General features: G+C 38.0%; 23 protein-coding genes and 1 riboswitch. Of the genes, 12 read left to right on the top strand and 11 right to left on the bottom strand.

The genetic code is table 11. The annotated features are described in order from the left end of the window. Positions 1-107: 107 nt before the first annotated feature. A complete protein-coding gene (locus VK91_RS04755) occupies positions 108-611 on the top strand; it encodes a pyridoxamine 5'-phosphate oxidase family protein (protein WP_231595580.1) in 504 nt (167 codons plus the stop codon). A 50-nt stretch (positions 612-661) separates the two neighbouring features. On the opposite strand, the gene VK91_RS04750 is transcribed toward VK91_RS04755, so the two are convergent. Further along, positions 662-1,168, bottom strand: a complete 507-nt coding sequence (locus VK91_RS04750) for a GNAT family N-acetyltransferase (protein WP_048391268.1) — start codon at positions 1,166-1,168, stop codon at positions 662-664. Between the two features lie 133 nt (positions 1,169-1,301). On the opposite strand from VK91_RS04750, the gene VK91_RS04745 reads away from it, so the two are divergent. Further along, positions 1,302-2,087 carry a GNAT family N-acetyltransferase gene (locus tag VK91_RS04745; protein WP_048391266.1) on the top strand — a complete coding sequence of 262 codons (786 nt, stop codon included), beginning with the start codon at positions 1,302-1,304 and terminating at the stop codon, positions 2,085-2,087. Between the two features lie 24 nt (positions 2,088-2,111). On the opposite strand, the gene VK91_RS22370 is transcribed toward VK91_RS04745, so the two are convergent. Then, positions 2,112-2,375, bottom strand: coding sequence for a Parvovirus coat protein VP1-like protein (locus VK91_RS22370; RefSeq protein WP_081011051.1), 264 nt, complete (start codon positions 2,373-2,375; stop codon positions 2,112-2,114). A 182-nt stretch (positions 2,376-2,557) separates the two neighbouring features. On the opposite strand from VK91_RS22370, the gene VK91_RS04740 reads away from it, so the two are divergent. From VK91_RS04740 to VK91_RS04730, 3 genes are all read left to right on the top strand, one after another. Further along, positions 2,558-3,607, top strand: a complete 1,050-nt coding sequence (locus tag VK91_RS04740) for a DUF418 domain-containing protein (RefSeq protein ID WP_048391264.1) — start codon at positions 2,558-2,560, stop codon at positions 3,605-3,607. Between the two features lie 136 nt (positions 3,608-3,743). Beyond that, a complete protein-coding gene (locus VK91_RS04735; protein ID WP_048391262.1) occupies positions 3,744-4,400 on the top strand; it encodes a hypothetical protein in 657 nt (218 codons plus the stop codon). A gap of 23 nt (positions 4,401-4,423) precedes the next feature. After that, positions 4,424-5,677, top strand: coding sequence for a glutathionylspermidine synthase family protein (locus VK91_RS04730; RefSeq protein WP_048391260.1), 1,254 nt, complete (start codon positions 4,424-4,426; stop codon positions 5,675-5,677). 582 nt (positions 5,678-6,259) lie between these two features. Here the strand turns inward: VK91_RS04730 and VK91_RS04725 are convergent. Beyond that, the gene (locus VK91_RS04725; protein ID WP_004232289.1) at positions 6,260-6,733 is read right to left on the bottom strand and encodes a YbaK/EbsC family protein; all 474 of its coding nucleotides are present in this window, start codon (positions 6,731-6,733) and stop codon (positions 6,260-6,262) included. Between the two features lie 235 nt (positions 6,734-6,968). Between VK91_RS04725 and VK91_RS04720 the strand changes: the two genes are divergently transcribed. The 3 genes from VK91_RS04720 (at position 6,969) to VK91_RS04710 (ending at position 9,020) form a co-directional block, all read left to right on the top strand. Then, positions 6,969-8,111, top strand: coding sequence for a PstS family phosphate ABC transporter substrate-binding protein (locus VK91_RS04720; protein WP_048391258.1), 1,143 nt, complete (start codon positions 6,969-6,971; stop codon positions 8,109-8,111). 30 nt (positions 8,112-8,141) lie between these two features. Beyond that, positions 8,142-8,238, top strand: a riboswitch (guanidine-I (ykkC/yxkD leader). 126 nt (positions 8,239-8,364) lie between these two features. After that, on the top strand, positions 8,365-8,706 hold the full coding sequence (locus VK91_RS04715) for a multidrug efflux SMR transporter (RefSeq protein ID WP_004232293.1): 342 nt from the start codon (positions 8,365-8,367) through the stop codon (positions 8,704-8,706). Then, a complete protein-coding gene (locus tag VK91_RS04710; RefSeq protein ID WP_048391256.1) occupies positions 8,706-9,020 on the top strand; it encodes a multidrug efflux SMR transporter in 315 nt (104 codons plus the stop codon). The genes VK91_RS04715 and VK91_RS04710 overlap by 1 nt, the downstream gene beginning before the upstream one ends. A 42-nt stretch (positions 9,021-9,062) precedes the next feature. Here VK91_RS04710 and VK91_RS04705 read toward each other — a convergent pair whose 3' ends face one another. The 4 genes from VK91_RS04705 to VK91_RS04690 all read right to left on the bottom strand — a co-directional run bounded on the left by VK91_RS04705 (position 9,063) and on the right by VK91_RS04690 (position 12,872). Next, positions 9,063-9,947, bottom strand: a complete 885-nt coding sequence (locus tag VK91_RS04705; RefSeq protein WP_048391254.1) for a glycine betaine ABC transporter substrate-binding protein — start codon at positions 9,945-9,947, stop codon at positions 9,063-9,065. Positions 9,948-10,031: 84 nt separating this feature from the next. Next, positions 10,032-10,886 carry a proline/glycine betaine ABC transporter permease gene (locus tag VK91_RS04700; protein ID WP_048391252.1) on the bottom strand — a complete coding sequence of 285 codons (855 nt, stop codon included), beginning with the start codon at positions 10,884-10,886 and terminating at the stop codon, positions 10,032-10,034. Then, positions 10,879-12,078, bottom strand: a complete 1,200-nt coding sequence (locus VK91_RS04695) for a glycine betaine/L-proline ABC transporter ATP-binding protein (protein WP_048391251.1) — start codon at positions 12,076-12,078, stop codon at positions 10,879-10,881. The genes VK91_RS04700 and VK91_RS04695 overlap by 8 nt, the downstream gene beginning before the upstream one ends. 158 nt (positions 12,079-12,236) lie before the next feature. Beyond that, complete coding sequence (locus VK91_RS04690) at positions 12,237-12,872, bottom strand: TrkA C-terminal domain-containing protein (RefSeq protein WP_048391250.1); 636 nt, start codon at positions 12,870-12,872, stop codon at positions 12,237-12,239. A gap of 269 nt (positions 12,873-13,141) precedes the next feature. Here VK91_RS04690 and VK91_RS04685 point away from each other — a divergent pair, with 269 nt between their 5' ends. Genes VK91_RS04685 through VK91_RS04670 form a run of 4 tightly spaced genes read left to right on the top strand, consistent with a single transcriptional unit; the run spans position 13,142 to position 16,660 of the window. Next, positions 13,142-13,873 carry a GTP cyclohydrolase II gene (locus VK91_RS04685; RefSeq protein ID WP_048391249.1) on the top strand — a complete coding sequence of 244 codons (732 nt, stop codon included), beginning with the start codon at positions 13,142-13,144 and terminating at the stop codon, positions 13,871-13,873. 12 nt (positions 13,874-13,885) lie between these two features. Then, complete coding sequence (ribD, locus tag VK91_RS04680) at positions 13,886-14,998, top strand: bifunctional diaminohydroxyphosphoribosylaminopyrimidine deaminase/5-amino-6-(5-phosphoribosylamino)uracil reductase RibD (RefSeq protein ID WP_082148121.1); 1,113 nt, start codon at positions 13,886-13,888, stop codon at positions 14,996-14,998. After that, entirely contained in the window at positions 14,995-16,080 is a 1,086-nt protein-coding gene (locus VK91_RS04675; protein WP_048391248.1) for an FAD-dependent monooxygenase, read from the top strand. Before ribD ends, VK91_RS04675 begins: the two co-directional genes overlap by 4 nt. A gap of 16 nt (positions 16,081-16,096) precedes the next feature. Beyond that, entirely contained in the window at positions 16,097-16,660 is a 564-nt protein-coding gene (locus VK91_RS04670; RefSeq protein WP_048391247.1) for an HAD family acid phosphatase, read from the top strand. A gap of 42 nt (positions 16,661-16,702) precedes the next feature. On the opposite strand, the gene solA is transcribed toward VK91_RS04670, so the two are convergent. The 4 genes from solA to VK91_RS04650 form a co-directional block, all read right to left on the bottom strand. Continuing rightward, on the bottom strand, positions 16,703-17,818 hold the full coding sequence (gene solA, locus VK91_RS04665; protein WP_048391246.1) for an N-methyl-L-tryptophan oxidase: 1,116 nt from the start codon (positions 17,816-17,818) through the stop codon (positions 16,703-16,705). A 127-nt stretch (positions 17,819-17,945) separates the two neighbouring features. Continuing rightward, complete coding sequence (locus VK91_RS04660; RefSeq protein ID WP_048391244.1) at positions 17,946-19,295, bottom strand: uracil-xanthine permease family protein; 1,350 nt, start codon at positions 19,293-19,295, stop codon at positions 17,946-17,948. 51 nt (positions 19,296-19,346) lie between these two features. Further along, the gene (gene guaD / locus VK91_RS04655; protein ID WP_048391242.1) at positions 19,347-20,714 is read right to left on the bottom strand and encodes a guanine deaminase; all 1,368 of its coding nucleotides are present in this window, start codon (positions 20,712-20,714) and stop codon (positions 19,347-19,349) included. 194 nt (positions 20,715-20,908) lie between these two features. Then, entirely contained in the window at positions 20,909-21,799 is an 891-nt protein-coding gene (locus VK91_RS04650; RefSeq protein WP_048391239.1) for a LysR family transcriptional regulator, read from the bottom strand. Positions 21,800-21,903 lie beyond the last annotated feature (104 nt).

The raw sequence follows: 21,903 nt of genomic DNA, 5'->3' as shown, positions 1-21,903 counted from the left end.
TTACCCTTTTTTTAGTTTTGTTAAAGATGTAAAATATATACATGTTTAAAATAAACGGTTTAGCGGTGTTTATTAATCGTTACATAATTTCATGAGGGGGTTAAGAAATGATGAGAGGTACGATTCAAAACAAACGTGTTGAAATTTCACAAGAGGATGCACAGCAATACTTAAAGTTGGGAAAAGTTGCGCATGTTGCAACAGTTGATGAGGAAGGTTTTCCTTATGTTATTCCGTTTGTCTATGTATATGAAGGGGAGGACAAACTATACTTGCATATTGGTAATCTTCGAGAAAGTCACTTTTGGTCAAATATCAAACAAAATCCTAAAATTTGTATAGAAGTTTGCGATATGGGTGATTTACATCCAGGCAAAAAATATGCCTGTCAATCCGCACTAGTTTATCAAAGTGTTGTTTTGTTTGGACATATCGAAAGAATTGAAGAGGAAACGAAAAAAGAATGGTTCTTTGATGCGTTACTGGAGAAGTATGGCAATCCTGAATGGACATTTGAAAGAGAAGGCTATCCGATTATGCCGAAAATTGAACTATTTGAAGTAAAAATGGAAAAGCTGACAGGGAAAATTAATCACGGCATGTATCATTAATCAAAAAGGCTAAGTATTGGTTGAATTCTACCATGCTTAGCCTTTTCTTCTTACGATTTTGTTAAAGTGTAAAGTTGTAGAGTATCTTCAGTATTGTGCTTCCCTTGGTAAATGAAATTCAATTTTTTTAAAACCTTGAATGAATTGATATTGGCAGCGTCAACTTCTGCCACAATGGTTTCCATTTTTAAGTGCTTAAAGGCATAATCAATTAAAGCAGTTATAGCTTCTGTTGCATAGCCTTTTCCCCAATATTCCTTGCCCAAATCATAGCCAATCTCTGTTAGAGCATTGTCATAATCAAGCATATTAAAGCCACATGACCCAATGATATGATTGGATGCCTTTTCAAAAATAGAGAAGCGGATTGCCTTGTGTTGCTTAGCTAATTGTTCTAGAAGTTCAATCATTTCCAAGGCTTGCTCTTCTTGTGTAAACTGTGTAATGTTCATATACTTGGTTACATCAGGATCAGACCAAATGGTTAATAAACTTTTAGCATCAGCTTTCTCCATTTTTTGTAACCGCAATCTTTCCGTGTCGATATTTTCAATCAATACTTTTACCTCCAAAATTATGATGATGTTGGATGAAAAATATTGTTATCTGCGCATAATTCAGTCCCTTCATATGGATATAAGTTTATTATAATAGAAATGATACATACTGCAAAATACTGGAGGAAATAGCATGATAAAAGTCTCGGAAGAGCAATATCCTATCATTAAACAATTTATTTCAAGAGCCCCGACATTTGTGTATAGTATACTAGATCGAATGATAGAAGGAGCTGTCTATTCTGATACAGCTGCTTTTCAAACATTATTATTTCACACGAAATCAGGGATATACTATGTATATGGCAATGAAAATAAGACTTCGATTGATTATCATCTTGCCTATTGTTTTCAACAGGCTATAGAACAACAGAAACGGTTTACCTTATTTTCTTATTCTGAACAGTGGAATACTAAAATCGAACATTTGTTAAATAATCAACTGAGAAAGCTAGAACGCTATACATTTACATTTGATGAAAATATTTATAATCATAGAGAGAAGCATGGGGAACGTGACTACGAAGTCAAATTTATTACTGAACCCTTGATTAAAAATTCACTGGAATTTGATCAGACATATTATGAGGAATATTGGGATTCTACCTCTAATTTCCTCAAAAATGGCTTTGGCTTTTGTTTCGTACATAAAGAACAAATCATTAGTGAAGCGGTCTCTATATTTAAATCAAATGAGTATGCAGAAATTGATATTATGACAGATTCGAATTTTAGAGGACAAGGATTAGCAAGTAGCATTGCAGAAACATTTATAGATCATTGTCTTGTCAACCAGCTAAAGCCTTGTTGGGATTGTGACATTTCGAATACAGGATCCATTCACCTAGGCACAAAGCTTGGTTTTACGACACCACAAAAATATGCTATCTATACAAAAAGTAGCCCACGCGGTTATTAAAAACATCGTGAGCTTTATCTGCTTTTAAAAGAAACGATTTCGTAATTCAAAAACTCGATAGAATAGTCTAGCGTCTCTAGCCATTTTATTTGGAGCGTTCATATGGGGACGGAGGCATTGTTGAAACAATTCATCACAGTATTTTGTGCTACCGTGGCGTTCATAGCATTCATCATGCAGTTTACAGCAAGCATCCACTGCATTTGTAGGCGTACCTGGTCCTGAGCAGCCAGGACCACAGTATCGGTAGCCGGGATAACAAAAACCGAGCTTGCGATTTCTATTCATCTCCTAAACCTCTCTTTTCGATGTTTTTACTATAAAATATGTAATATTTCATCGTAGAAGAGGATAAAAAACTATAAGACTATTCTTTTTGATTTGTAAGGTTCCTGTAAGCTTAAAAATAATTACTTGTAAGGATGGGGAGTTATGCTAGCTATAGCATAAAAGATAAGGAGTTTTTCAACATGAATCCATCCGTTACACAAAAAGAACGAATCATTGCCTTAGATATTATACGAGGATTAGCGTTATTTGGTATTTTATTTATTAATGTAGGTGCCTATCAGCTCTTGATGGAGGGTGCACCAATGCCTGATATGAGTGGAATCAATGGGGTTATTGATTCACTTATTAATATTTTTATAGAAAAGAAATTTTTCTCTATCTTTTCATTCCTATTTGGGGTTGGTTTTTATATTTTTGCTACACGTGCAGAAGCGCGGGGAGATAGACCGAGAATGCGCTTTGCAAGACGCTTATTGGCTCTATTGGTTATAGGTATTATTCATATTTTTATTTTTTGGGGCTCTATCCTAGCCATTTACGCAGTGATTGGTTTTTTATTGTTACCATTTTACTCTGCGAAGGTTTCAACCATTTCTAAATGGTTGTTTACGATTATCACACTGCATATTCTGGCATTATTAGGACAAATGTATGTGCCGTCTAATGCAGTTTCGTCAGCTATATTTGGCTTTTTAGGCAATGATGCCGTAGCCATCTTTATTATGTTTTTAAGTGGATTTTTAGTAGCAAAAGCTGATTGGATTGGGCACATTGGAGCGCATAGTCAAAAAATAAAATGGTTGCTTTATAGTACTTTCCCGTTCTTTATTGGATTCTCATTATGGATTTGGTTTGCCTCACAAGCAGATGACCAACAGCTTCAATCTATCATTGGCTTAGGGGTTGTTCCAACAACCTATTTTTATCTAAGTTGTTTGTTTATTCTATTAGAACATAAAACAATAGCGAAGCTACTTCAGCCAATTGGACGTGTGGGGCAAATGGCCTTTACAAATTATTTAGCGCAAAGCTTTATTGGAACAGCCATCATTTCATTAATGGGGCTAGAAGTAGTTTCACCATCAGATATTGTAGTGATAGCGAGTATTACGTTTATCATTCAAATAATTTTTAGCGTGATTTGGTTTAAGTTCTTTACAATAGGACCATTTGAAAAATTATGGCGATATATGACTTATGGAAAAAAAGTCGTGTCCAAACAATCATAAAATACTGTAAATCCCAAACAATCCTACTGTTTGGGATTTTTTCTGCTAAAATAAATTGTATGTTTTTGTAAAAAATGAAACCTAAAATAGGAGATAATCGTAAACTAGGTACCAGAAATAAAGGAGCGTTTATAATATGGCTAAGCAAATAAAAAAATATATGGCTGTGACAACGGCATCTTTGATGGCTGTACAGCTTGCAGCATGTGGAAATAGTGAAACTCAAACAGCAGAAGAATACCCTTTAACTACTTCTAATCAGATCACTGAAGATCAAAATCAAGCAAATACAAGTGATGAAATAGAAAGTGTTTACAATAGTGAAATGGCTGATGCCTGTGATGAATGGCAAGAAGGTGATGATGGTTCCTTTGAATGTATCGATGAAAATTCACCTTACTATGCCCAGCATTTCTTTAATGGTTTGATGTATGCAACGGCTGGAGCCATGATAGGAAGTGCGATATATAAAAGTCGCAATTTAAAAAATGGTACAGATCGAGATGAGCAAAGCAATGGTGGCGGCTCAGCAGTGCCACGATCGTCTTCAAGCGTTAAGGATGAAAGTAAACAAACAAATGGTATAACAAACAGTACGCAAAATAAGGCTAGTTCAACTTCAGGTAGCTCAACTTCAAGTGGATCAAATTCTTATTCGAGTGGACAACGCTCCTATTCGACGGATAGTTCATCTAAGAGTTCCAATTCCTACTCCAATAGCTCTTCCTCAAGCACAGGAAAATCGGGCTTTGGTTCTGGTGGGGCATCTCGTGGCGGCTCGTCCTCCTCGTAAGGTTAGGATAGGGAGTGAAGAACATGATGAATCACACACAGCAACGACAAGCATTTTACTCAAAATTCACTGACTTCTTTCCTGACTTTGAGGATTTAGAGTACGCATTATATGATGTTTTAGAATTGCCAAAGCAACAAATTGATCAACTTCATTATGCAACACAAATGCTTTGGCGCATCTTTTTAAAAGTCGGGAAACAATTTAAACATTTATCGGTCGATCAGCTCTTAGCCTTAGGTATTCGACCGGAAATGATCCCATATATTCAATTAGATTATTTACAGCAGCAATCAATTCTGGCACGATTTGATTTTATTTGTACAGAGGAGGGCTACATTAAATGTTTAGAGTTAAATGGAGAAACCCCTTTTCTTGTACAAGAAACCTTCAAGATGAATGACGCACTATGTCAGCATTTTGGCTATAAAAATCCCAATGATGTAACAGCCTTACAAAAAGCATTGTCGGGCGCTCTTTTTGCTGCCATCCAATATTTACATAATGTCGAAAAGCCGAAGATTGTCATCACAGGAAAAACAGCGGAAGAGGATTACGAAGAGTATTGCCAGGTACAGTTTATCAAGTCCTGTATTCCTTTTGACATTGAGTATGTGCCCATACAAGAGCTTATTATCTTTTCTAATGACACGTCTGAGGTAGCACAAGGTCTTTATACACCTACAATGGAGAAAATTGATATTTTATTTAGACCCGCACACCCTGTAGAGTTTTTAATAGATGATGTGGCAGCAGATGGTGATCGCATTGGCTTGCATCTTTTAGAGCTTGTCAAAAAACGACAGCTAGCAATTATTAATCCACCTGCTGCCTATGTATTACAATCGAAAATCTTATTATGGTTAATATGGGAGCGGAGAAATGATCCATTGCTCTTTACTTCCGAGGAACGAGCAGCTATTTTGCAATATATGCTTCCTACATACCTTACAGCAGAACCATTTATTCGCGATGATGTACCCTATGTCAAGAAGCCTGTTTATTCTCGTGAGGGAAATACAGTAGAAATTTACGCAGGAAGTGGGCGGAGAGTAAATGCTTCCACATCCAAACACTATGATGATAATTTGTTTATTTACCAACAGTATGTGGAGATGCCTAGTATAACAGTGCAGTTAAAAGAAGGATATCGTGCTAAGAAGTGGCTAATTGGCTCATTTGTTGCTGATAATTGTGCATGTGGTTTAAGCTGTCGGGTAGGCAATCAAATTACAGAATGGGATTCACATTGGTTAGCCGTTGGTTACAAGGAGTAACAAATCTATAGTGCTGAAAAACAAAACCACCCATAAAATTTTTTTAGAAGGTGAAAATGGATTGCCGTTGCAGGCTACTTACTTTCCTGTGGGCGAGCGCCGAACCCCTTCCTTCGCTCCGTAGGTTTCGCCTGACTCGCTATCCCACGGGAGTCAAGTAGCCTTCCACTCCAACCTACAGAAGTGTTATCTTTTTAGCAAAGGTTTTCAAATAAAGTGAAGGTGTTCACTTCTTGTCACTCATCACTTCTCCACATTGAAAATAAGAGCTTATCCCCTCTATGAATACAGATAATGGGCGATTTTATTACTATGCTACTATAAAAAAAGTAAAGACACTTTGCAGAATGGTTGATTGGAGAGGAGCCAGCGTCACTCCTAGGGGATTTAGCGTCACTGATGAGACCCTGGAGCGAACGTAAGTGAGAGAAGCGGCTCATTGGACGCCCCCTGGAAAGGACGCTGGCGGAACGGAAATCAACCCTTACCTTGCCAAAAGGTATTATTTCTCCTAGCGATATTATCTTTTTTCAATAACATGAATTGGCGAGACTTTTAAAAGTATCGCCAATCGATTGGTCCTTATTCATTCCAGCCTTTACAGACATCAATCCATTCTTTATAGGGAGCATATGTTTCAAGTTCTGAAATGGTTACCTCAATGGCTGAATTACTACTACCGCACGCTGGAAATACTGTAGTAAAACGTTTTAAAGATTCATCTAAATAAATGGCTACGCCCTCATTCACACCAAAAGGGCATACACCTCCGACATCATGGCCGATCATCGTCTCCACATCATCTTTGGATAACATCTTTGCCTTCGTACCAAATACGGCTTTATATTTTGCATTATCGATTTTTGCGTCACCAGCAGCCACAATTAAGATCGCTCCATCATTTACAAGAAAAGATAAAGATTTTGCTATGCGCTCTGGCTCACAGCCAAGCGCCTGTGCTGCTAACTCAACTGTTGCGGAGCTTTCTTCTAATTCTTGTATTTTGTGTTCTACATGCCATTGTGCTAAATGGCGACGTACTTTTTCAATTGCCATATGTACACCCTCCTACTTGTATCAATTATGCCCTAGCATAGGTTGTCGAGATTTTTTGAGATTTTCGAAAAGATCCCTTTTCTATAGTTGATATACCACCTTCATACAAAAAGCATTCATTAAATCCAGACAAAATTAATTTTACCATAATTTTCAGAATATATAGTTGTGAATGCTTTATCTTTCGGGTACCATTGGTGTAAGGAGTGTAAAATTACACTAGGGAGGTCTTTGTATGCTTAAGTTTATACAAATAGTATCGATACTAATTGGTTTATCCGTTGTGACATTAATGGTTGCATTCATGATCACATTAAGTGGTGGGCTGCATTTAATTAATTTGGTCTTTACTATACCCGTTTGTTTATTTGTCTGGATTGTTTGTAGTATGTTTAAATGGACCAACACAAAAAAACGAAGGGGCTTGCTATTTGGTGTCATGGGAATCGCCCTGTTGATTGCAGCCATTAAACCGATTCAACATTATTATAAAATGAGTATTCCCACTGTTGATGCGGAAATTGATGTAACAGTCTATCAGCCATTTGTCCCTGGCAATGAAATAGTGAAAAATAAAGCTACCTTACAATTGACAGAGTCATTACCCCGACTAGATGGTGCAACAGCCATGTACCCTTTATATGCGGCTTTTGTGGAGGCTACGTATCCCAAAGGGGAATATCCTCCATATAATAGTAGAGTTCAAGTAAGTCGTACACCAGAGGCCTATCAAAATTTAATAGCTGGAGATGTTGATTTGATCTTTGTGGCAGCCCCGTCCACCTCACAAGAATGGCAGGCAGAAAAGGAAGGACTTACATTTGATATGACGCCAATTGGTCGAGAGGCATTTGTCTTTTTTGTGCATCGTAAAAATAAAATCGATAATTTAACACTTGAGCAGGTCAAAAAAATATATGCTGGAGAAATAACTAATTGGCGTGAAGTGGGTGGGGAGGATGAGGCCATTCGTGCTTTCCAACGCCCAGCAGATAGTGGAAGCCAAACGACACTAGAAAAGCTGATGGGCAATACGCCAATCATGGAGGCACCCACTGAAGATGTTGCATCAGGAATGGGCGGAATCATTCGTGAAGTGTCGCAATATCGAAATTATAAAAATGCCTTGGGCTTTACGTTTAGATATTATTCTACAGAGATGGTTGGTAACAAAAAGATCAAATTACTATCCATTGACGGAGTAGCACCAACAAAAGAAAATATTCAAAATGGTACATATCCTTTAGTGTCTGAATTTTATGCCATCACAGCAGGAACGGAAAATCAAAATGTACAGAAACTGATTGATTGGATACTTTCTGAGGAAGGGCAGGCAATGGTAGAAAAGGTTGGCTATGTACCAGTGGAAAATCATTGAATAGTTTGCTATACTAAGAGTAATAATCGAATAAAAGTTTTCTAGGGTTCCGTAGCGCTTGCTAGTCTGGTCCGAGAGAAAACCACAAATTGATTTTGTGACACGGAAGGATAAAAGCCTGGGAGATACTGTTTAAAGACAGTTTCTTCAGGCTTTTTTTGTTTGGCTAAAATCAAGTCATTTGGCGAATGCTGAAAAAGTAGTTGGATCATCCAATTATTCGGCCGTGTCTTATAAAATGGAGGGATTTATGATGAATAAACAATGGATCAGCGTCATTATAGCGGCTTGCTTTGAAGTTGGCTGGGTCATTGGGTTAAAGCATGCAACAAGTGTACTAGAATGGATTGGTACAGCAATTGCCATTTTTATTAGTTTTTATTTGCTCATTAAAGCAGGTGAGCATCTACCAGTTGGGACCGTTTATGCAATCTTTGTTGGATTAGGAACAGCTGGTACTGTATGTGCGGATAGCTTGCTATTTGGAGAGCCGTGGAAATTAGCAAAAATCATATGTATTGTTGTGTTACTTGCAGGAGTTGTAGGCTTAAAGCTAGTAACAGGAGAGCCTAAGGAACAAGAGGTGAGTGAATAATGGCATGGATGGCATTAGTTGTTGCAGGGTTATGTGAAATGTTGGGCGTATATATGATTAGTAAATATAATAAGACAAAGAGTATGAAAAATTTAGGACTGTTGATTGGTGCATTCACCTTAAGTTTTGCAGGCCTTGCCTATGCGATGGAAACATTACCAATGGGTACTGCCTATGCGATCTGGACAGGGATTGGTGCAGCTGGAGGAGCGCTGCTAGGTATGCTGTTTTTTAATGAATCTAAGGACTGGCGACGCATCGTTTGTATTGTCCTTGTATTAGGAGCAGCAATCATGTTGAAATTGCTATCATAATTAATCAGGCACTCCTCTTATGCAGGAGTGCCTGTTTTTATATTATTTTTTTACGTCTTTTGTCCATTCAGCCACTTTATCTGGATTAGCATCAACCCATTCTTTCGCAGCATCTTTTGGATCTTTACCATCCATTACTTCTAACATAACACTTTCTAAATCTTCTGCTGTCCAGTGGAAGTTATCGAGTACTGAATATACATCTGGTAAATCTTCTTTTAAGCCTTTACGTACGAATGTATTAATCGTTTCTTCTCCACCATATACACCCTTTGGATCTTCTAAGTATTTAAGATCATATTTCGCAAATTTCCAGTGTGGTGACCAGCCTGTGACAATTATCTCTTCCTTATCTTTCAGTGCTTTTGATAATGCAGTTGTCATCGCACCAGAAGAAGAAGTAATAAAGTTCCAATCTGCTAAATTATCATATTCTTCTAATGCTTTTTCTGTAGCAGCAGTAATGCCCGCACCTGGCTCAATACCAGTGATTGTATGATCTGCTTCATTAGATAAATCTTCAATAGAATTGACATCCATATAGCTTGGTACAACTAAACCAATTTTTGCACCAGCAAGGTTTTCACCTAGCTCATCTAAATCAGCTTTATATTTTTCATATTGTGAAGCATGTGTATGTGGTAGCCAAGCAGCAACCATTCCATCAGCCTCTCCTTTCGAGACAGCCTCCCACATGATCGCATTATCCAGAGGAGTTAATGTTACATCATAACCTAAATCTTCGAGTACCTGCCCAACAACATTCGTTGAGGCAATTTCCGTATCCCACTCAACATAGGCTAGGTTTACCTCCTTAGAATCACTGTTTTTTCCAGAACTTGAGCCTGAGTCGCCTCCACTACATGCAGCAAGCATGAAGCCTAGACCTAGAGCCATTCCTAACTTTGATAGTGTTTTCAGTTTCATCGAATCTCCCTTTCTCTTCATCATTTTGTATCCAAACTGCCGACATCCACTGGAGGATGGATGGTAGCAAGAAAGATGACATTTCTATAATGCTTTCTTTTTATTGAGGCTTTGTGTTAAACGGTCAATAATGATCGCGAAAATAACTAAGCCTAATCCTGCAACGAAGCCATTCCCAACTTGAGTACGTTGAAGGGCTGTTAATACTTCACGTCCTAGACCAGGAGCCCCAATCATAGAGGCAATAACTACCATAGAAAGTGACAGCATAACGGTTTGGTTAATCCCAGCCATAATGGTTGATTTAGCAAGGGGGATTTCTACTTTAAATAATTTTTGGCTAGCTGTACTACCATAGGAGTCTGCAGCTTCCACTAATTCTTTTGGTACTTGACGAATACCGAGGTTTGTCATACGTACAGTTGGGGGTAAAGCAAAGATAACGGATGCAAAGACACCAGGTACAATACCAATACCAAAAAAGGCAACGGCTGGAATTAAATAGACAAAGCCAGGCATTGTTTGCATGAAATCTAGTATTGGTTTAATAATGTTTTCAGCTACCGTTGATTTTGACATTAAGATACCTAGTGGAATACCGATGATGATGGATATAATACTGGAAAAGATCACAAGCGTGGTTGTTTCCATAAGATGAGTCCATAATCCTTGGTTATAGATAAACAACAAGCCAATTAATGAGAATGCAGCAAGCCCTAACTTTTTGCCTGAAACGAAGAAGGCAAATATCACGACAAGAAGTATAAGAATAATGGCTGGGATACTAATTAATAAATCAGTGACCTGATTCATGAGTAGTTTTCCGAATTGCTGAATAGAGTTAAAGAACGCTGAAAAATTACTCGTCAACCAGTCCATAGCTGATTCTACCCACGGAGCTAGTGGTAATGTTGGAATATTATCTAAAAAGTTATTCATGTGATTCGGCCTCCTCATCGCTAGTTGACAGTGCTTGGATGACAACGCCCCTAATTAGTACACCAAGCAAGCGACCATCTTTCACAACGGCAATAGGAGTAGGAGAATTATAAATCATCCCTAAAATATCCTGTAGTAGCATATCTGGTGGAACAGTTAATACTTCTGATTGCACAATAGAATGGACGGTTTGCTCTTGTTTCTTCGCTGCAGCTAGTGCATCGTCTGCAGTGATATAGCCTTTTAAATGTCTATTTTTATCAACAGCCATTAATAAACTTACAGCCTCTTGACGCATACGCTTTAGTGCCACTTTAGGGCCATCTAGGTCTGTATTGACATAAACTGGTCGTACCATGACATTTTCAGCTGTCAATACTTTAGATCGATCCACATCTTCCACGAATGTTTTGACATAATCATTTGCTGGGTTGGTTAATATTTCTTCACCCGTACCAATCTGAATGATAGAGCCATCCTTCATAATGGCAATGCGATCCCCAATGCGTAATGCTTCATTTAAATCATGTGTGATAAATAAAATTGTTTTTTTCAATGTTTGTTGTAGATCGAGTAGCTCATCTTGCATTTCCTTGCGAATCAATGGATCAAGTGCTGAAAATGCTTCATCCATTAGTAATATTTCAGGATCATTAGCAAGGGCTCGTGCTAAACCAACACGCTGCTGCATACCACCTGATAACTGATTTGGATACTGGTCTTTATAAGCGAGTAATCCAGCATTTTCTAAAGCCTGTTCAGCTTTTGCTTGCCGTTCTTCTTTTGAAATACCTCGAATTTCAAGGCCATATTCGGTATTTTGAAGTAATGTACGATGGGGGAATAAACCGAAGTTTTGGAAAACCATGCTCATTTTGTTTCTTCGTACAGACCGTAGACTTTCTTTTCCCATGGTAGAAATATTTTCTCCATCGATATATATATTTCCGCTCGTTGGTTCAATTAGGCGGTTTAAAAGCCGTATAAGCGTGGATTTGCCACTTCCTGACAATCCCATAATAACAAAGATTTCTCCTTCGTTGACAGTAAAGCTTGCATCGTATACTCCAACAGTTGCACCTGTTTCTTTTAAGATATCAGTCTTACTTTTTTGTTGCTTAACGAGTTCTAGTGCTTGGGGAATATGTTTGCCAAACACTTTCGATACGTGTTCTATTTTAATTTTTTCCATAGAAGCACTCCTTTCGTAGATTATTACTATGTGAGGATAATGATACCCAAAAATAAACAAGTAACAACCTTACTGTAGCAAAGGGTTGTTACTTTTGTCAAATCGACAAATAAGAAAAAACCCGCTTAAACGCTGTTATATCAGCGCTTAAACGGATTTTAATTTGGGTATAAAAAGCTTTGAACTCTAGCGAAACTTTCATCATTTCCAACAAAATAAATAATGTCCCCTTCTTCAAATGAGACATAAGGACCAGGGGATAGTAATAATTCATTGCCACGTCGAATACCAACGATAGTACTAGAAGTATTTTGCCAAAAATTTAAAGCTTGTACAGTTTGATGAATGCATGGACTATCAGCTGTCATTTCTAATTGATAGGGGATGAACGGATTGACTGACCGGTAATGCTCGGTGCGGCTAATTAGTTGCTTTGCCTTGTCTTGTAAATTAATCAATTCATGATGTTGCTTTTGAATACTTGTCAAAAGCTCATTTTGTATTTCATGAATCGATTGTACATCATGAAACTGTCTGACGAATTGAGCCGCTTTTTCATACGATTTTATAATTACGCCACTACCTTTTGAAGCTTCAACAATTTCTAAGTCTTGCAAAACGGCAATAGCTCTTCTTGCCGTCTCAGCAGAAACATTATATTGACTAGCAAGAGAGGATCTTGCATATATTTTATCGCCAATGCTGTATTTTCTTTCAACAATCTTGGAGGCGAGATCAATGGCTATTTGTTGATATTTTGGTTGCTTTAGTTGAACATTTTTTTCTAAGTTCATGTTAAACTTCCTTTCGTCATTACAGTACCACAGCTTATTATAGACTAGCCTGCACAGAAAAAATAGCATCTCCATAAGCTAGTAGTATATGATGAAAAAGTAATAATAAAATTATCATCCCTAATAATTATAATTAAAGAGTAATAGCTGTCGATTGACACTTTTTAGTTATTATTATAAACTAAGTTACGTTATGTAAGTGATGTGAAAATACATGTGCTCAGTTGGTGAATTTAGCCAACTGTTTCTATAGAAGGTTGGAGATTAATATGACAATTACAACTAAAGTGATGGACTTAGTAAAAGATAAAATGACGTTAGTAAAGCATACAAATACAGAGAATATTTGCCTAGTTGGACCAGTGAAATTACCTGTAAAACAAGGCGATTTTTCTGCAACGTTTCAATGGTATAACTGGCTTAAAATTGATGCGAATTTAACTAAAGAAGAAATCATTGATGGATTAGCCGCTGCTAATTTAGCATTTTTACAACAATCCTCTGTGCTTGTATATGGTGATTTTACCCATTCAGAAGATGCTTTAATCCGAATGCATAGTATTTGTCACACAGGCGACATATTTGGCAGCCAGCGTTGTGATTGTGGATACCAGTTGCATGAGTCTATGAAAATGATAGTTGAGCATGGCTGTGGTGCTATATTTTATTTAGCTGATCATGAAGGTCGTGGTATTGGACTATTCTCTAAATCTCTTGCTTATTTATTGCAAGAGGAAGGGCTCGATACAGTTGAAGCAAACCATGCACTTGGCTTCCCAGATGATACACGTTCTTATGACGAAGCACTTGCGGTATTAGCTACACTGCGTACCAAACCAGTAACACTTATTACAAATAATCCGAAGAAATTGGCTGCATTACAGGCTCGTGGCATGGCTGCGGAAGGGCATGTTCCTTTATGGGGCGGTTTGACAGAGACGAATCGTTTTTATTTAGAAACGAAAGTTGAAAAATCTGGACATATACGTGAAAAGCAATAGGTGGAGGTTGCGATGATGAATGTAGATGAAAAGTATATGCAACTGGCTTTGGATTTAGCAGCTAGTGCTAAAGGAAATACGAACCCTAATCCACTTGTTGGGGCTGTAATCGTGAAGAACGGTGTGATTGTAGGTACAGGTTTACACAGAAAAGCAGGGGAACCACATGCTGAAGTGCATGCTTTTCGAATGGCTGGAGAGCATGCACTGGGTGCTACGTTATATGTAACGTTAGAGCCTTGTTCACATTATGGTAAGACACCTCCTTGTGCCAATTTAGTGAAGGAATCTGGTGTCAGTCGAGTGGTAATTGCTATGCAAGATCCAAATCCAGCAGTAGCAGGTCGTGGCATCCAATTGCTACAAGATGCTGGAATAATGGTGGAAGTGGGGGTTTTAGAGCAACAAGCGCGCCGTTTAAATGAGCGTTTTATTCACAATATGCTTACGCATCGTCCTTTTGTTATTTCAAAATTTGCTATGACTCTAGATGGGAAAATTGCTACGCATACAGGACATTCAAAATGGGTAACTGGAGAGGGTGCACGTGAGGATGTTCACCATATTCGTCATGAAGTAGATGGAATTTTAGTTGGCGTGGGTACAGTCATTGCTGATAATCCTTCTTTAACAACAAGACTAAAAGAAGGATATGGAAAAAACCCAACACGTATTATTATGGATAGTTCTCTACGTACACCTGACAATGCAAATGTCTTGAATACAGAGGATGCACCAACGATTCTTGTTTGTAGTGACGACGTAAGCCAAGAAAAGATTCATTTATTTACAGAAAAAGGTGTTACAGTTTTACCCGTACAAAAAAATGAATATGGATTACAGATTGATGAGATGCTTGAAAAGCTTTATATACACGGCATAACAGATATTTTGCTAGAAGGTGGAAGTAAAATGAATGCTTCCTTTTTACAGCAAGGTGCAATCGATAAATATGTAGTATATATAGCACCTAAAGTTTTGGGTGGAAATCTATCGTTAACGCCGTTTGCTGGCTATAATCCCTCTCTCATGCATGAGGCATGGAATGTTGAGTTTGCATCATTTGATAAAATAGGCGAGGATTTGCGTATTATTGCCTATCCAAAGCAGGGTGAAAAAAAGTGAACTATCAAGCAGATGTCTGTATAGTAGGGGCAGGTCCTGCTGGTGCATTGTTATCCTACCTACTTGCTAAAAAAGGGCTGTCAGTGATTTTATTAGAGCAAAATGTAGCACTTGGTCAGGCATTTCGTGGCGAGCATTTAAATGAGGAAGGGGAGGCTGTTTTAAAAAGCCACCATCTTTTCGAAGCAGTCGAGGCACTCGGTATATTACGAATGGAGAAACTTGAGTATTATGCTGGTGGCAGAGCATTTAAAACAATTCTTCCAGATGAAGCAATAGGACATTTAGGCATTCATGTACCACAGGCAAATTTATTAAAAGGAATTTTACAAAAAGCACAGCTGTTCCCTAACTTTACATGCTTGCTACATACAAAGGTAACAAAGCTGATCGCGGATGCTACTGGTCATTATAGAGGCGTTATGGCGATAAAAAACGGGGACCCTATACAAATCGATAGTCAGTTAATTATCGGTGCGGATGGTCGTTATTCTACTATTCGTAAGCAAGCACATATTGATGTTCAAAAACAGAAGCATGGCTTTGATTTACTGTGGGCTAAAATTCCTGCGCCAGCTGATTGGGAACCATCCATAAAAATGGCACTCATCGATAATAAGCAGCTGTCATTGTTTACACAAGTTGGTGGTTATCTTCAAATAGGCTGGAATATTGAGCAAGGTAGTTTCCCTCAGCTTCGAAAACTAGCATTTACACCCTTTATCCAGCAGCTTGTGGAGGCATTTCCAGAATTAACGAAGACAGTGCAGGCACAGATAACTTCCTGGCAGGATTTTGTTTTGCTTGATGTCTTTAGTAGCCATTGTAATAGTTGGGGGACAAAGGGCCTTGTCTTGCTAGGGGACGCTGTTCATACAATGACACCAACAGGCGCTTTTGGGCTGAATAGTGCACTAAAAGATGCAGATTGTCTTGCATCATTGCTAAATAAAGACACACTAGCACAATTTAACGTACAATATTTTCAACAAATGCGTAAGCAAGCCATTGAGGAAGTATTAGCAAAACAAATTGAAAAAGAACTGACATTTGCTTCTAACTTTATAAACAAGGCTTCGTGAAAGGACGAACAACTAAATGAAGTTTGGCTTTGATATAGATGACACATTAATTGATTTACGAGCACATGCCTTTTTACTTTATAATAAAAAGCTTGGCAAAAAGGTTTCCTTTGAAACCTTTCAAGCGATACAACGAGTAGAAATTCATGAACCATTTGGATTAACAGATGAGGAAGGAACTGCCCTGTGGAATAGCGCATTGGAAGAGATCTATTTTACGGACTGTCCATCTTTTGATGGTGCTTTAAAAGCCCTCCAAGCTTTAGCAGAGCAGGGACATGACATTTACTATATTACATCTCGTCCAAAACAATATTGTGCGCAAACAAAAGCTTGGATGGAGGCACAGGGCTTTCCAATAACAGACGGTCATTTTTTTTGTGGCATGCAAGATGCAGAAAAGGTAGCCATTATAAAAGAGCTTGCTTTAGATATTTATGTAGATGATAAACCAGCAGTACTTGAGACACTTCATGATGTGACAACTAAGGTAATCTTAAAGAATCAATCTTATAACCAGCATGTAAATCTTCCACGTTTATATGATTGGCAAGAGTTTCAAACGATGTTAACAAAATAAAGGATTGGTGCAACGACTAACCGTTGTACCGATCCTTTTTTGCTAAAATCGACTAAGTTTAAAGGTAGATAAATCTTGTTTACTTTTGCCTTCTATAATTAAATCTGCAAGAGCTTCCCCAACGGCACTACTAAATTTAAAGCCATGACCAGAAAAACCTGCAGCAATCACAATATTCTGATGTTCAGGTAAAAAGTCGATGATGAAATCTTCATCTGGTGTCATCGAATACTTACATGTTTTTCCGTATTTAAGCGTTCCATGCTGAGGCATAAACTGATCAATGAAGTTTTGTAAGTCAACAGCATCAGACGCATCAAACGGACGTAGAGGGTCGTTTGGATTAACCACATCACCACCATCGTGTCGTCCAAGTTTTAACCCCGCTCCATCAATACTTGGAAAGCCGTAGTAGGTTGAATCGGCAAATTCAAAGCAATAGGCTGGAAAAACTTTATCACGATACAGCTGCTCATCTGCCTCAAACCATGCAAAGGTTTTCCGCGTTGGTGTGACGGGTATGCTCACGTCTACTGTTTGTAATAATTCTGTTGCCCATGCACCAGCCGTTACTATTAATTGCTTTGCTTTATAGCTATTATGTACTGTTTGTACCTGTACAATATCACCAGCTTGGATAGCCAATACTTTTTCATTTGTTCGAAGGCTTGCACCCGCCTCCAAGGCTAATTTTTTATAGGCTTGAATACATGCTTCGACACGAAGGACACCAGCTGTAGGTTCAAAGCAAGCAACTAAATTTTTTGGCAAGAATAACCCTGGCCATTTGTTCATTGCTTCAGCAGGTGAATAGTGTTCAAGCGCTAAATTATAGAGCGCAGCACTAGCCTTCACATTTTGAATGAAGGCACATGTTGGCTCTCCAATATTAACTACACCAGTTTGTAAAAATAAGCTTTCATTTGCTAAAGACTCTAGCTCTTGCCAAAGCTCGCCAGCTCTTTTTACAAAAGGTACATAGCTAGCTCCTTCACCATAGGCAAAGCGAATGATTCTTGTATCCCCATGATGACTACCTTCTTCATGGGGTGGAGTAAAGGCATCTAGCATAAGTACATTTTTTCCTTCCTTTGCTAAAAAGTAACCAGCCGCCATCCCCATGGAGCCAGCACCAACTATTATGACATCATAGTCCATTTTAATCCCTACTTTTTTACTCTAGTATAACAGATTTATAGGGAAGGAAACAGAATTTTTAGAAAATAAATAGACACAGCACCTGCAATCCGAATGGACTAGAGATGCTGTGCGTTGTAGATAGCTACTATTTTGAGCTTGGTAAAATTTTATTAAGGAAAATCGCTACGAGCGCAGCGGTTGCAATAGGCGAACCAAATAAATACTGCACGGTTGTAGGTAAGGAATACAGGAAATCATCAGGCAATAATGTCAATGCTAACGTTAAAATAACAGGAATCGCGATGACATACATTTCCTTTTCACCAATATGTTCATTTTTCATGACCTGTAAACCACTAATGGCTATTATGCCGCAGACGATCACAAATACACCACCAATAACAGCTGAAGGAATTGCTGAGATGAGTGCTGCTAATTTACCAGAGAAGCCGAAGACGATAAACCAAATACCTGCTGCTATAAAGACACGACGGCTCGCAATCCCAGTAATAGAGATAACACCTGCATTTGTTGAATAACCTGTCACAGGAGTGGAGCCAAGTAAAGAAGCAATAAAGCAGCCAATTCCTTCACCAATAACACCACGGTTAATTTGTTTATTTGTTAAAGGTTGGTCGATGACATTGCTAATGGCAAACCATGTTCCTGTTGTTTCAGCCATTAAGACAATATATATTATGACCATTGTGATAATAGCAGAAAAATTAAAGCTAAAACTAAAATCTGCAAATGGAATTTGTGGCATGCTAAACCATTTGGCTTGCGATACAGGAGATAAATCTAAAACACCCATGATATTTGCTGCAATACTACCAGCAATTAAGGCGATGATGACAGAAGCAATTCGGAATAGACGTCCTTTTTGATGGAAGACTGTGCCTAACATGACACAAATAATTAATACGAATGCTGAGATAAGTGCTAAATAAATGTTTTGATTTATGGATGCGCCTGCACCATTAAAAATATTATCACTTAAACCAACAGGCATTAAGGACAATCCAACCACAAAGATAATCGTTCCACCAACAATTGGTGGAATAAATGTTTGGACAATTTTATTGAAGATACCTGTATAGCCTAAAATAATAACCAAAATGGCTCCAATTAAACTAGCACCTAGCACAGTACTCCAACCTAAATCACCACTACCACTTGCTGCATAGATCCCAACAATAGCACCAAGTGGAACATAGGATGGACCTTGTGCCATCGGTAATTTCATACAAAAATGTGTTTGCACAATCGTCGCGACCCCAGCTGCAATAAAGGTTGATTGAATCAAGGCGCTTGCCTGACCAGTTTGTAGACCGATTAGCATGGCAATTAAAAAGGGCACCACATAAACATCCATAGCCATAACATGCTGTAAACCGAGTAGAGCAGACTGACCGAACGAAATTTTTTCATCTGGTAACACGGTTAATTGTGTTTGTTTTGTTTGATTAGTTAGTTTTCTATGTTGTGTTTCCACGAAGTTGTACACCTCAAAATGATAGATTTTTATTAGAGAATAAGAGAATGATTAGCCTCTCGTATGAACTTTATTTCCTTGCACCCATACCTCGCGGATATTTTCTGGGCGTACAAGATACATGATTTTTTGGAATATATCGTGTAAATCTTCATTTGAATCAAAAATTGGAAGCCTAGCAGTAGGAATTTTTGTATCGATAATTTGTACATCCCATGTATAGTTTTCCTGTAAACGGCCAATTGGAAGACTTAAGCTTTCTCCACCACCAGCTGTCGCTAGATAGAAGGCCTCATTTATTGTAATGCGTGAATTTGGGACACCACGCTTTTCGGCGGAAATGGTTGTATCTACACCATCCTCTAGCATTCTCGATGACATAACAGCTTGTCTTGCATTATCAAAAAGACTTGGAGAAAATCCGCCTGAAACATCTGAACCTAGTCCAATATCAACGCCCATTGCATGAAAGCGGGCGATTGGAATCACGCTGTTAGCAAAATAGGCATTAGAGATTGGACAATGACCTATGGCAGTGCCAGTTTCAGCAAATAATCTGGCATCCTCATCGCTTAAGAAATTACAATGAGCCATGACAGATTTTTCACCTAACAAACCAAAATTATGTAAGGCGACGGCATCATTTTTGTTGAAACGTTCTTTGACGTAGCTGTGCTCCCAGTCACTTTCACTACAGTGTGATTGGATATGTGTATCATATTTCGCAGATAATTCACCTAAGCCCTTTAAGGCACCGTCTGTACAGCTTGGAATAAAGCGAGGAGTGACAACGGGGTAAACACCCTGTTTAGTCGTTTTGGCTAAATTTTTTACAGCTAAAATAAATTCCTCCGTATCCTCTAATGCGGTTTTTGTGTTTTCATCTCGATAAAAATCAGGATTCTGTTCAGGATCGTCCATGACCACTTTTCCGACTAATCCTCGCTGTCCCTTTTCAGCACAGATTTTCGCTAAAAGTACACTGGCCTCCTTATGGACCGTCGCAAAATATAATGATGTAGTTGTACCATTGGCAAGTAGTGTGCTTACTAAATCCTCATAAACTTCTTGAGCAAATACTAAATCGGAGAATTTTGATTCGATAGGGAAAGTATATGTGTTTAACCAATCGTAAAGAGGAATGTCTAAAGCTGTCCCAGATTGTGCCCATTGAGGTGCATGTACATGCAAATCGACAAATCCCGGTAGGAAATATTGGCCTTCAGCTAATGCATGGAAGTTATTTTGATCTTGATATGTAATTAATAGTTGTTGGTAATCAGGTTGTTCGGGAGCGATAGTTTTAACAATCATACCGTCAGCATTAATGAAAAATAAATAATCCTTTAAAATGTGAACGTCAGTAGCAGATTTACTAGTAAAAGCTGTTCCTTTGAAAATATGCGTATATTCAGACATAAAAACCACCTTAATGTTCGTTTATTGATAATAACACGGATTATTATAGGATATAAAAACTATTAAGTCTACAAAAAAACGAATATTAATATAATGACTAAAGAAATGCATGCACCTTTTTAACTACATTTTTACAGCTTTGACAAGTGTTGATAGATAACAAAAGAAGGCACCTATTTGAGAGTGCCTTCTTTCTATATGATCGATTCATGGATGATGTGAAGAAAATTATTAAAGGATGTGGAGTGATGCAATTCATTTTTTCTTGTACAAAGGTAAATCGGTCGTTGGATATCAATGTCCTTAATAAAAACGCGGGCAACTTGCTGCTGTAGAATAAAGCTAGAAGCTGCTATGGATGGTGCTAGCATTGTACCAAAACCTGCTGCAATGGCATGTATGGATTCATTAATCCCGTCTAGTTGTAAACCTACTTTCGGTGGAGGAATTTTATGCACTTTACATAGGGCATTTAAGTATTCTTTTGTGGAACTACCATCCTCCCTTGTGACGAAGGGCTGCTGCATAAGTTCTGCAAGCGATACTGTTTGACCTGCCAGATGATGATTGTACGGCACAATAAACCAATAATCCAAATTCATTAGAAATTGATAATTAATATCAGCATGATGTCCATCTTCTTTGACGATAAAAGCTAAATCAGCTTTATAATGGAGTAAATCCTCAATCACTTGCTGGGAATTGGCGGTCTTTAAATGAATATGTGTTGCTGGATAAACTTGTTTAAATTGAGCTAACCATTTAGGTAGTAAAAAATGGGAGGGAACATGCGTGGAGGCAATTTGCAGTTCTTCATTGCCCGTATTTTTAAGCTGTTCAACTTTATTTTCAATATCAGTTTCTAGATCAAATAAGCGCTGTGCCTGTTTGTATAAAAAAGTACCATTTTGTGTTAGCGAAATGCCCCTACCTTTGGCTTCTAGCAGTGTCAAGCCTAGTTCTTTCTCTAAATTTCGAATTTGAATGGTTACAGCAGGCTGACTAATCATAAGTGTCTGTGCCGCTTTGGAAACACTATTGAGTTCAGCCACCTTTGTAAATAAACGTAGAGCATGTAAATTCATGTCGTTACACCTTTCATAAATTTTTTTTATGCTTTTATATACATTATATATTAGATTTATTAATTTGCGCTCTGTATCCTTTTAATTACAGTAGAATATATGAG

Source organism: Lysinibacillus sp. LK3 (genome assembly GCF_001043675.1).
GTDB classification, from domain to species: domain Bacteria; phylum Bacillota; class Bacilli; order Bacillales_A; family Planococcaceae; genus Lysinibacillus; species Lysinibacillus capsici.
The sequence above is the reverse complement of the archived record's forward strand: the minus strand, read 5'-3'. Positions and strand labels throughout refer to the sequence as shown.